Annotated in this window: 10 protein-coding genes; 9 read left to right on the forward strand and 1 reads right to left on the reverse strand. The window is 67.3% G+C overall.

Annotation, left to right across the window (positions count from 1 at the left end):
* Positions 1-804: 804 nt before the first annotated feature.
* Positions 805-1,248, reverse strand: coding sequence for a hypothetical protein (locus tag IRZ30_RS12310; protein WP_294085524.1), 444 nt, complete (start codon positions 1,246-1,248; stop codon positions 805-807).
* Between the two features lie 333 nt (positions 1,249-1,581).
* On the opposite strand from IRZ30_RS12310, the gene IRZ30_RS12315 reads away from it, so the two are divergent.
* From IRZ30_RS12315 to IRZ30_RS12355, 9 genes are all read left to right on the forward strand, one after another.
* Complete coding sequence (locus IRZ30_RS12315; RefSeq protein WP_294085525.1) at positions 1,582-1,872, forward strand: hypothetical protein; 291 nt, start codon at positions 1,582-1,584, stop codon at positions 1,870-1,872.
* 74 nt (positions 1,873-1,946) lie between these two features.
* Positions 1,947-2,477 (forward strand): cytochrome c3 family protein, encoded by a 531-nt coding sequence (locus IRZ30_RS12320; RefSeq protein WP_294085526.1) that lies wholly within the window; start codon positions 1,947-1,949, stop codon positions 2,475-2,477.
* Positions 2,478-2,491: 14 nt separating this feature from the next.
* Entirely contained in the window at positions 2,492-4,705 is a 2,214-nt protein-coding gene (locus IRZ30_RS12325) for a molybdopterin-dependent oxidoreductase (RefSeq protein WP_294085529.1), read from the forward strand.
* A 36-nt stretch (positions 4,706-4,741) separates the two neighbouring features.
* A complete protein-coding gene (locus IRZ30_RS12330; RefSeq protein ID WP_294085531.1) occupies positions 4,742-5,470 on the forward strand; it encodes a 4Fe-4S dicluster domain-containing protein in 729 nt (242 codons plus the stop codon).
* A 25-nt stretch (positions 5,471-5,495) separates the two neighbouring features.
* Positions 5,496-6,887, forward strand: a complete 1,392-nt coding sequence (locus tag IRZ30_RS12335; protein ID WP_294085533.1) for a hypothetical protein — start codon at positions 5,496-5,498, stop codon at positions 6,885-6,887.
* A gap of 27 nt (positions 6,888-6,914) precedes the next feature.
* Positions 6,915-8,288, forward strand: coding sequence for an NrfD/PsrC family molybdoenzyme membrane anchor subunit (gene nrfD, locus IRZ30_RS12340; protein WP_294085535.1), 1,374 nt, complete (start codon positions 6,915-6,917; stop codon positions 8,286-8,288).
* A 21-nt stretch (positions 8,289-8,309) separates the two neighbouring features.
* Positions 8,310-8,870 carry a DUF3341 domain-containing protein gene (locus tag IRZ30_RS12345; RefSeq protein ID WP_294085536.1) on the forward strand — a complete coding sequence of 187 codons (561 nt, stop codon included), beginning with the start codon at positions 8,310-8,312 and terminating at the stop codon, positions 8,868-8,870.
* Entirely contained in the window at positions 8,867-9,550 is a 684-nt protein-coding gene (locus tag IRZ30_RS12350; RefSeq protein ID WP_294085537.1) for a cytochrome c, read from the forward strand. Before IRZ30_RS12345 ends, IRZ30_RS12350 begins: the two co-directional genes overlap by 4 nt.
* A gap of 130 nt (positions 9,551-9,680) precedes the next feature.
* The coding region (locus IRZ30_RS12355; protein ID WP_294085538.1) for an NAD(P)/FAD-dependent oxidoreductase at positions 9,681-11,024 on the forward strand (1,344 nt) is incomplete at its 3' end.

The raw sequence follows: 11,024 nt of genomic DNA on the forward strand, positions 1-11,024 counted from the left end.
TTGTACTAATTTCCCAACGACCCCGCCCCGGGGGGGGGGCCCGGGGCGCAAGCCCGGGGCTGACGAGGAAAGCCGGCTGAAGCCGGCTGGGGTGATGCAGGGCCAGTGCCGCCGCATGAGGGACCCCGCCGCCCGGCAGGTGCCCGGGGCTCAAGCCGCCGGGCTGATATTTTGGTAAGCCCACTGAAGGGGCTGTGATGGCTACATCCGGGCGGAGCCGTTCCGGCATCCCGTCGGGCACTGCGTTTCCAGCCCCTTCAGTGGGCTTTGCCTTGTCAGCCCGGCGGCTTGAGCCCCGGGCACGGGCCGCGACGCGGGATCCTCGCGCCACCCACTCCGGGCACATGCCGAGCGGCGGGATTCCCACGCCACCCAACTTGTGTCCCGCCGGTGGTGCGGCATCAACCTCGGCGCGACTCACGCCGCGCGATACCACAGCGGCGGCTCGGGCCGCCGCACGCCGAAGAGCCGGCTTCAGCCGGCTTTCGTTGTCAGCCCGGGGCTTGAGCCCCGGGCACGCGCCACGGTGCGGAGACCCATCATTTGCTTCGGACTCCATAACTTAACTTCCGGGTACGCGCTGAGTGGCGGGATCTTCACGCAACCCGCGTCGGCACAATCACGGCGGGCGACGTCGCACCCCGACACCGGAGCCGACTCAGGATCACCGGCAATGGCCCCGGACATCCCCGGCTCACCGTCTTCAGCCGGCTGATGAACGTGGACGGCGTGGTGTCGGCTGCCTGCGAGCCGTGTCGTGGCTGGCTGCGGGCGGGTTAACCGGAGCGACTCGCTCAAACCCCGTCAGCCGCCGCTTTGCTCGTGGGCGGCGCGCTCGGCGCGGATGAAGAGGAGGGCACGCAGGGCCGCTTCCTCTGGGCTGAAGGAGACGATGTTGGCGAGTGAGATGCCGTCTTCGTCGAAGGCCATGCAGGCGTAGTCGTCCGGGTAGCAGGAGATGACGATGCTGTCGGCGTGCTCGCGTAGGAGGGCGATCAGGCGCGCCAGGCTCGGCACCAGCACCTCGCCTGCTTCCAGCGCCCGCGGCGGGTCGCCCGCCAGTTCCAGCTCGCCGTCGGCGCGGAGGATCCACTCGCCCGGCTCGGGCGTGAGGGTTGAGAGGAGCTGGCGGCCCGGACCCTTGCAGACGCGGATATAGGGCACCGGGACACCCTTGATCCGTGCTTGCCGCCGGGCGCGGCCGGGGGTGATGCCGGCTTCGTCGAACGCGATCGGCCTTGAGTCCATCGTTCTCCTGCTTTCCGACTAGCGCTGCTGTGCCGGGGTACCGCGGTGCATGGCCGCGGTCGTCGGTGGTATTCTGCCCCTTCGGGACGGGCCGCTGCTACCCGGCACCCTGACCCCTTGACAACGGGGCGACGCTGGGTATCCTTCCCGTGGTTGTGAAAGCGATCACACGTCCGAAACGGATGATCGCCTTGACACGACCGACGCGACCCTTCATCCTACCCACGGCAACCGCGTTCCTCCAGGTGGTGGCAGCGAGGAGCGGTTGCGTCCTGTGTGTCTGCCACCGACAACACACCAAGGGCCGAGTGGTCAGCCCCAGGGAGGTCCTGGATGCACGCTGAAGTCACGACAGCTGATCAGTGGGTGCAGATCAACTCGGGGCTCATCTGGTTCTGGGCCTTCGCCGCTTGCATCGTCGTCTTCGCTGCCAACCTGCTCATTGCCCACACGATGATCCCCTCGCTGGTATCGACCCGCCAATTGCCCCAGCGGATGATGCGCGTCCGCCCCGTGTTGTACGCCATCTCCCTCATCTTCCTCGTCGGGGCTATCTTCTCGCTGGCGAATATCGTGGGCGGCCTGTCGGTCCTGTTCGATCTGTACGAGAAGGTGTGGATCTAGGATTCCCCCAACCGGTCGCGTGGCCGGCATGAGGTGCGCGGATCCGGAGCGCGGAGCGGAGCGGAGCAAGAGGGATGCGACGAATTCTGCGGCCTGTGGTGTTCGGGCTGGTCGTGCTGGTGCTACTGGCCATCCCGGTGGTAGCGATCCTGGCCCGGAGCTACTTCTTGAGCCCGACGGCCCAGCCAGCGAAAGCTCAGCCGATCGCCTTTACCCACCCGTTCCACGTGAACACCCTCGGCCTCGACTGCACGTTCTGCCACCGCACCGCCAGCACGCAAGCGTCGGCCGGGGTTCCGGCGCTGGAGCAGTGTATGTTCTGCCACCGGGTCGTCCCGACCACCAACAAGCCCAACCTAGAGCGCCTCGTCCAAGCCTTTGAATCCAACACGCCGATCCAGTGGAACCGGGTGCATCAGATGCCCGACCACGTCAAGTTCGTCCACTCCATGCACATCAACGCGGGATTTGACTGCGCGACTTGCCACGGGCAGGTGCAGCAAATGGCGACGGTCGAGCAATTCCGCGACCTGCGGATGGGCGACTGCATCGACTGCCACCGGCAGAACAACGCCCGGACTGACTGCGCGGTGTGTCACTACTGATGCGGAAGGGTGCGATGCGAAGGCGAGATTTCCTTAAGTTAGTCGCGACCTCGACGACCGGCGCGGTCCTGTTCACCGGGTGCGGTATCGGCGATGGGGACCCGGAGCGTGAATTCAAAATCGAGAGCCCGGTTCTCAACCCGGTGGACCTCGTCTACGGGCGCGACAACTGGTACGCCACGGCTGCGGGCGAGTGCGGGCTGATCGTCAGAGTCTTCGAGGGTCGCGCCAAGAAGGTGGAAGGAAATCCCGACTTCCCGACCAACCTCGGCGCGTCCGATGCCCGCGCGCAGGCTCTGGTGCAGGAGGTGTACCACCCGGACCGCATCGCCCAGCCGCTGCGGCTCACCGGGGCGCGTGGCTCCGGTGAGTACCAGAACGCGAGCTGGGATGACGCGCTCACCGAGCTGGGCAACGATGTCAACGGCGCTCGCGGAGCGACTCTGGTGATCACGCCGCCGCTGTCCGGCCCGATGGGGCAGGTCGTCAACGAGTTTGTTCGCGCGGCGGATGCCCAGCATGTCGCCTACGAGCCGGAGGATCGCGTCGTCTTGCGCGAGGCGGTGCGGCGCGTCTTCGGCACCGACACCCTGCCGACGCTCGACCTGGCGAACACCAACTTCCTGGTCAGCTTCAGCGCGGACTTCCTGCACACGTGGATCTCTCCCGTGCAGTTCTCGCGCCAGTACGGCGAGTTCCGCCAGGGGCGCGAGGATGTCCGCGGGACCTACTGGCATGTCAGCTCGCGCATGGACGGCTCTGCCGCCAACGCGGACCGCTGGTTGCCGATCACCCCGGGTACGGAAGGGCTCGTCGCGCTGGCGATGGCTCAGGTCATGGTCTCGGAGGGGCTGGTGGACCGGGCCGTGGCCGAGCGGGTGTACAGCGGGATCTCACTCGACCAGTACGCGCCGGACGCGGTCGCCGAGACCGCCGGGATCAGCGCCGAGCAGATCACCGAGTTGGCCCGGCGCTTCGCCGAGGGGAAGCCGAGCGTCGCCATCGCCGGGAGCCTGGCAGCGGCCCACACCAACGGGTTGTTCAACCTCACCGCCGTGTTCGCGCTCAACTATCTGGTGGGGAGCGTCGGACAGGCGGGCGGGATCATCCTCAACCCGGCCCCGCCGTTCGGGTCGGATGTGCCCGGGCCGTCGTCCGGCCTGTCCTATACCGAGTGGACCGGCGTGGTCAACGACCTCAACAGCGGCCGCTACCAGCTCGTGATCGTCAACGGCGTGGATCCGGTCTATGGGCTGCCCGAGGCGCTCGGGCTTCGGGAAGCGCTGGCCAACGCCGGCAAGGTCGTGGCGCTGTCCAGCTTCCTGGACGACACCACGCTGCAGGCCGACCTGATCCTGCCGGTGCATACCACGCTGGAGTCGTGGGGCCTGATCGCACCGGACCCAGGGCCGGGGTACCAGGCGGTCGCGCTGCAGCAGCCGGTGGTCAACCCGTTCGTGGACAGCCGGGCCGCGGGGGACATCTTCATCGAGGCGGCGACGGCGGCCGGCGCCTCGATGCCATGGCCGACGTACGAGGATGCGGTCCGCGCCGCGGTCGATTCGCTGCGGCGGCTGAACCGGGGGAACATCGAGGCGGCGGATGCCAAGCAGTACTTCATGATGGCCCAGGCGCAGGGCGGCTGGTGGGATACCACGGAGACGGCCGACTCGGCGCCGAACGCGCCGGAGACGGCGACGGCTGCGGCGCAACCCGAGTACGCTGGCGACCCGGGCCAGTTCCCGCTCTACCTGCTGCCGTTCCCGTCCAACTCGCTCGGGTACGGCGAGACGGCGAACCTGCCCTGGTTGCAGGCGCTGCCCGACCCGATGACGTCGGCCGTGTGGTCGACGTGGGTCGAGTTGAACCCGACGACCGCGGACCGGCTCGGCGTCGGCACGGGCGACGTGGTACGGCTGGTCACGCCGCGTGGGAGTGCGGAGGTGCCGGTGTACGTCAACCCGGCGGCGCACCCCGATGTGGCGGCGGTGCCCATGGGCCAGGGGCACACCGATTTCGGACGCTATGCGAAGGGGCGGGGAACGAACCCGCTGGACCTCGTAGAGCCGGCGACGGAGTCGGAGACCGGGGCGCTGGCGTGGGCCGGGACCCGCGTCCGCGTCGAGGCCACGGGGCGCAAGGTGCGGCTTCCGCGGTTCGAGGGCCAGGTGCCCGCGTTCCAGCTGGAGGGTGCGCCGATCATCGAAGTCATCCCGTCGGAGCACTAGGCCGCACGCGCGACAGGAAGCCCGAGAGGAGTTTCGATGTCACCACGGTGGGGGATGGTAATCGACCTGGATCGGTGCACGGGCTGCCAGGCGTGCGTCGTGGCCTGCCAGGCGGAGAACAACATCCCGATCAATACCGAGGCGGTCTACCTGCAGAACCGCGCGATCGAGTGGATCCGGGTCGAGCGTTACTGGGATGGGGAGTACCCGAACATCAAGGCGCGCTACATCCCGGTGCCCTGCATGCACTGCTCGAATGCACCGTGCGAGCCGGTCTGCCCGGTGTACGCCACCTACCACACGCCCGAAGGCATCAACATGCAGGTGTACAACCGGTGCATCGGCACCCGGTACTGCGCGGTCAACTGCCACTGGCACGTGCGCTTCTTCAACTTCTGGCAGCCAAAGTGGCCCGAGTCGCTCCAGAACCAGCTCAACCCGAACGTCACGGTCCGCAGCCGCGGCGTGATGGAGAAGTGCACCTTCTGCATCCAGCGCATCAATCATGCGGAGCAAAACGCACGGCTGGATGGCAACCGGCCGCTGCGCGACGGTGAGGTCAACACTGCTTGCGCTCAGGCGTGCCCGACCCGTGCCATCGTCTTCGGCGACCTGGACGATCCGGAAAGCCAGGTGGCGCAGATCGCGAATACGACCACCCGCGGCTACAAGGTTCTGGCGGAGCTGGGGACCGACCCGGCGGTCCTCTATCTGAAGAAGATCGACCCCGAAGCGCCGGCGCACGGTGGCGCGGAATCCGCGTAGTCAGAGAGGGACTGGACGGAAAGCCATGGCGTCACACGATATCACGGCGCACAACGGGCATCGTTCGCTTCCCCGCGTGTGGGATCTGCCTCCCCAGCAGATCGTCAGCGACGGGCTGCAGCGGATCCGCGCGGCCGGGTCGACCTACCGGCTCTTGGTCATCATCACGGCCATCCTGGGGGTGGTCGGCGTGGTGGCGCTTATCGCCGGGCCGGTCCTCTCGGGCTGGGGGGAGCGGCAGCCCTGGACCTACGTCGCCGTAACCTTCGGCTTTTTGATGTCGACCGTCGGTTCGGCTCCGTGTGTCTCGGTCGCCACCCGGCTCGTGCGCGGCCACTGGCGCCGGCCGGTGAACCGGCTGGCCGAGTTGTGGGCCGCCGCGATGATCGTGCCGCTCATCCTCTTCTTCCTGCTGGTCGCGCTGCTGCCCAACACCGAGGGGCGGCCGTCCCTCTGGTTCGGCTGGTGGGGCGCGCCCTGGCTGTGGGATAGCCTCATGATGATCGCCCTGGTCATCTGCGGCTATGCCTTCCTCTACACGGCAGCGCGGCCCGACATGGCCATCGTGCGCGACCAGGTGGACGGCAACCTCAACGGGCGCTTCACGCGGCTGGCGCGCGGCTTCCGCGGCTCCATCCGGGAGTGGCGGACCGTCGACCGGGCGGTGGCCTACTTCGGCGCGTTCTACGTCCTGCTGTACGTCGGGACGATGACCCTCATTTCCTCAGACTTCATCCTCGCGCTGATCCCGGGCAACAACAGCGCGATCTTCCCGGCGACCTACACGGTGCAGGGGTTGGAGTCGGGCATCGCCCTGACGCTGGTGACCGCGGGTGTCATGCGAGCGTGGGGCGGCGCGCGCGACTACCTGCACAAGGAGCAGTTCTTCGCCCTCGGTAAGCTGCAACTGGCGCTCGGGCTGCTCTGGTTCTACTTCCACTGGACCGAGTTCATCATCTGGTGGTACGGCCGGACGCCGCGTGAGACGGCGCTGCTCCGACTGCTCTACTTCGATACCTACTTCGTGCCGCTTGTCGTCGCCTTTACGCTGATGTTCCTGGCGCCGCTGACGATCCTGCTCTGGAACCGGATCCGGGCCGGGGTCGTCGGGCCGATCGTGGTGGGCGCGCTGGTGCTGGTGGGGCAGGTCTTCGAGCAGATCCGCCTCTACTCGTCCAGCTTCTCGCCGAACAACATCTACGAGGGCGAGTTGACCGTGATCCCGCCGGCCTACGTGCCGGGGGTGCTGGATATTCTGATCCTCGTCGGCCTGATCGGTGGAGCTGTCTGCCTCGGGCTGCTGGCGCTCAGATTCGTCCCCTACCCGTCGATCTGGGAAGTCACTGGCGGCCTCTGGCTCCGTGCCCGGAAGCCGTTCTACAAGACCGAGGTCGTCGTGATCGGGAAGCCGGACTAAGGCCGGAAAGGGACGTGTGGAGGGACCATGCAGGAGCGACATAGCTTCAGCGACGAACGAATTATCCGTGACCTACTCCGGCCGGTCACGCAGACCTCGATGATGAACTGGGTCGGGTTCATCGTCCTGGGGACCATCCTCACCGCCTTCCTGTTCGCGGTCGGCTGGATGTTCTACTGGGGAGTCGGCGTTACCGGGCTGAACCGAGCCGCCTTCTGGGGCTTCATGATCGTCAACTTCGTGTTCTGGATCGGTATCAGCCACGCCGGGGTGATGATCTCCGCCATCCTCCGCCTGACCCAGGCGGAGTGGCGGCGGCCGGTGACGCGGGCCGCCGAGGTCATGACGATGTTCAGCCTCATGACGGCCCTGCTCTTCCCGGTGATCCACACCGGGCGTCCGTGGCGCACGCTCTACTGGGCGTTCCCCTACGACTTCTGGCGGGGGATCTGGCCGGACGTGCGCTCGGCGCTGGTCATGGACCCGAGCGCGATCATGACGTACCTGACCGGTACGATCCTGTTCGTCTACATCACCACGATCCCCGACTTCGCCCTGCTGCGCGATCACTCCACCGGGTGGCGGCACGGGCTCTACCGGGTGCTTGCCCTCGGCTTCAAGGGCGAAGAGCGGCAGTGGAAGATGCAGATCATCACGGGCTTCCTGCTCGCGGCGATCATGCTCTCCATCTTCGTCTCGGTCCATAGCATCGTGTCCTGGGACTTCGCCTTCTCCCTCGACCCGGTGTGGCACTCGACGGTGTGGGCACCCTACTTCGTTATCGGGGCGGTCCACTCGGGTGTGTCGGCAGTGGTGACGCTGATGGCGCTCATGCGCTGGATGTTCAAGTTCGACAACTACATCCGGCATGAGCACTTCGACGCCATCGGCCGGCTGCTGGTCGTGGTGGGTACCACCTGGATGTGGTTCTTCCTGCTCGACATCTTCTTCGACCTGTGGCGGCAGGATCCCGCCGACGACGCGATCATGCACATGCGCTTCTTCGAGTGGCCGTACCCGCTGCTGCTGGCGTTCGTCTGGATCTTCGGCTACTTCATTCCGGTGCCGATCTGGGCCTTCCGGCGGTTCCGCCGCAACATCAAGCTGATGTTCTGGACCTCGATCATGGTCAACATCGGCATGTGGGCAGAGCGGTACTGGCTGGTCGTGCCCGGGTTGCAGGCGAAGTACCAGTGGACCTTCTCCTGGCTCCCCTACCGTCCGGGGCCAGTGGAGATCACGCTCGTCGTCGGGTCCTTCGCCCTGGTCGGATTCCTGCTGTTGCTGTTCGCCAAGCTGGTGCCTCCGGTGCCGGTTTGGGACGAGCTTGAAGGTCAGCACTTGGCGGCGGAGATCCAGGTCGGGAAGCGGACCGTCCCGGCGATCGTTCGCGAGTTCTAGGCGAGGAGCGGAGAGAAGATCATGGCTGTCAGGGGAGTGCTCGGCGTCTTCAAGGACCTCGACACGGCGATCGCCGGGGTCGACGCCCTCAACGAGCTGGGCTACAAGCGGGATGACTTCGAGGTGCTGACCAACGCACCGTACCCGGAGGGCACCTTCGGCGAAGAGTCGGGAATGCACCGGCTGGGCCTGTTCCCGCTGGTCGGTGCCGCCTGCGGCTTCGCCGTCGGCCTCCTGATCACCGGGGCGACGCAGATGGCCTACCCGCTGGTCACCGGCGGTAAGCCGCTGTTCTCGATCCCCCCGATGATCATCATCATGTACGAGGGGACGCTGCTGGCCGCTGTGATCTTCACGGTGATCGGCATGCTCTTTGAATCCCGCCTGCCGCGGCTGGGCAGCAACCTGTGGGATCCGCGGATCTCGCGGGGGTACATCGGGATCCTGGTCCACGCGTCGGAGGAGAAGGCGGACGAGGCGGCTGCCACGCTCCGCCGCGCCGGCGCCGAGGACGTCATCCTTGAGGAGCGCCGCGTGCCGGCTCCGGCTCGGGCGCCGCAGCAGAAGGGAGCGCGCGCGTGATCTCCCGCGGCATCCATTCTGCCCTACGGGGGTGCGCCCGGCACCGGTTGGGGCGCCGGGCGGGGATCGTCGCGCTGCTGATGGTGATGGCGCTGCTCGTAGCGGCCTGCGACTCGACCAACACCTATCCGATCGACTTCTTCAGCGAGATGCACTACACCGCGGTGTGGCACGCGCAGGAGCCGCCGCGCCTCGACTCGCCGTCCAGCGCGGTCGCCTACAAGGGCGGGAACGATAATGTGGGCGGCGCACTCGGCACCGATGGGCAGATGGCCCGGGCTGCCAGCGCCGGGTCCAGCCTGTACAACGCCCTGCCGAACTACTCGGCGGAGGAAGCGGCCAACCTGCAGAACCCGCTCGAGCGCAACGAGCAGACCAGCCAGATGGGCGCTCAGCTCTTCGCGGTCAACTGCGCCGTCTGCCACGGCGCCGAGGGGGCCGGCGACGGGATTGCGGCCGCGCTGATCTTCCAGGCAAACAATCAGCCGGTGCCGGCCAACCTGCAGCAGCGGGAGTTGCTGTCGCCGGTCGACAACCAGCCGAAGGAACTGACCGACGGCGAACTTTATTACGTGATCGCCAACGGCTACGGCGGGTTGATGCCGCCGTTCGGCCACCTGCTGACCCAGGAGCAGATCTGGGCGCTGGTCAACCACATCCGGGAACTGCAGGGGCAGTAGCCCGCCCGGAACGCACCTCGCCGATCCGCGACGGAGGGCCCCCGGCCCTCCGTCGCCTGTCTTCGGTCCGGCCGCGCCCGGCGGTGATCCGAATCACCACCCGCTACGGTGGGAATGCGAGGAGGGTGTCATGGTCGAGCACTACGACGCGATCGTCATCGGGACCGGGCACAACGGGCTGATCGCCGCCGGATACCTCGCCCGGGCCGGGAAACGAGTGCTGGCCCTGGAGCGGCGCCACATCATCGGCGGCGCCACCGTGACCGAAGAGCACTTCCCCGGCTACCACCTCTCCACCTGCTCCTACGTTTGCTCTCTGCTCCTCCCCGAGGTCATCCGCGACCTGGAGATGGTTCGGTACGGGTACGACGTCCGCCCGTTCGACCCGCAGTACTTCGTCCCCTTCCCCGACGGCCGCGTCTTCATGACCTTCCGCAACGAGCGCAAGACGCACGAGACGATTTCCCGCTTCTCCCGGCGCGACGCCGAGCGCTGGAGCGACTACTGGGCGATGTGGGACCGCATCATCGCCCGCATGCGGCCGCTCCTGCTCGGGCCGGCGCCGACGATGGCCGATCTGGAGCGCGCGTTCGACGGTCCCCAGGGCGTGGAGGATCTGCGCACGCTGCTGATGAAGAGCATCGCGGAGGTGCTCGACGAGTGGTTCGAGAGTGAAGAGGTCAAGGCGCCGATCGCGACCGGCGGCGTGATCGGGACCAGCCTCGGCCCCCGCTCGCCGGGCACGGCGTACATCAAGTTCCACCACCTGCTCGGCCAGCTCGGTGGCCAGCCCGGCGTCTGGGGCTTCGTCCGCGGCGGGATGGGCAGCATCGCCACGGCCCTGGCCGGCTTCTGCCGCGACCACGGGGTAACGATCCTGACCGACGCCGAGGTCGTGGAGGTGGAGGTGCAGGACGGCGCCGCTCGCGGCGTGCGCCTGGCCGACGGCCGTCGCTACACCGCCAACGTGATCCTATCGAACGCCGACCCGCAGCGGACCTTCCTGCGCATGGTCGACCGGCGCCACCTTCCCGGGTGGTTCGTCGACGCGATCGCGGCGATGAAGGTCGAGGGCTCGGTCGTCAAGGTGCTGCTGGGGCTGGGGGAGCTACCCAACTTCACGGCCATGCCCGGCACCGAGATCGGGCCGCAGCACACCGGCGCCATCGTGATCAACCCCTCGATCGACTACCTGGAACGCGCGGCGGACGACGCCAAGTACGGGCGCCCGTCGGCTCGCCCCTTCATGGATGCCTACATCCAAAGCGCGACCGAGGACGGCCTCGCCCCGCCCGGCAAGCACATCATGTCCCTCTTTGTGCAGTACGCTCCCTACAAGCTGGCCGAGGGGGACTGGAACAGCCGCCGCGACGAAATCGGGAAGAACATCATCGACACACTGGCGGAGTACGCCCCGAACATCTGGAACGCGATCGAGCACATGGTCGTGCTGGGGCCGCCCGACATTGAGGAG

The organism is Sphaerobacter sp. (genome assembly GCF_019683595.1).
In the GTDB taxonomy this organism is placed as follows: Bacteria; Chloroflexota; Chloroflexia; order Thermomicrobiales; family Thermomicrobiaceae; genus Sphaerobacter.

Bases quoted from the DNA above. Each gene is read 5' to 3' on its own strand.
- IRZ30_RS12310 (WP_294085524.1), bottom strand. From the start codon at position 1,248: ATGGACTCAAGGCCGATCGCGTTCGACGAAGCCGGCATCACCCCCGGC.
- nrfD (WP_294085535.1), top strand. From the start codon at position 6,915: ATGCAGGAGCGACATAGCTTCAGCGACGAACGAATTATCCGTGACCTA.
- IRZ30_RS12315 (WP_294085525.1), top strand. From the start codon at position 1,582: ATGCACGCTGAAGTCACGACAGCTGATCAGTGGGTGCAGATCAACTCG.
- IRZ30_RS12320 (WP_294085526.1), top strand. From the start codon at position 1,947: ATGCGACGAATTCTGCGGCCTGTGGTGTTCGGGCTGGTCGTGCTGGTG.
- IRZ30_RS12345 (WP_294085536.1), top strand. From the start codon at position 8,310: ATGGCTGTCAGGGGAGTGCTCGGCGTCTTCAAGGACCTCGACACGGCG.
- IRZ30_RS12325 (WP_294085529.1), top strand. From the start codon at position 2,492: ATGCGAAGGCGAGATTTCCTTAAGTTAGTCGCGACCTCGACGACCGGC.
- IRZ30_RS12335 (WP_294085533.1), top strand. From the start codon at position 5,496: ATGGCGTCACACGATATCACGGCGCACAACGGGCATCGTTCGCTTCCC.
- IRZ30_RS12330 (WP_294085531.1), top strand. From the start codon at position 4,742: ATGTCACCACGGTGGGGGATGGTAATCGACCTGGATCGGTGCACGGGC.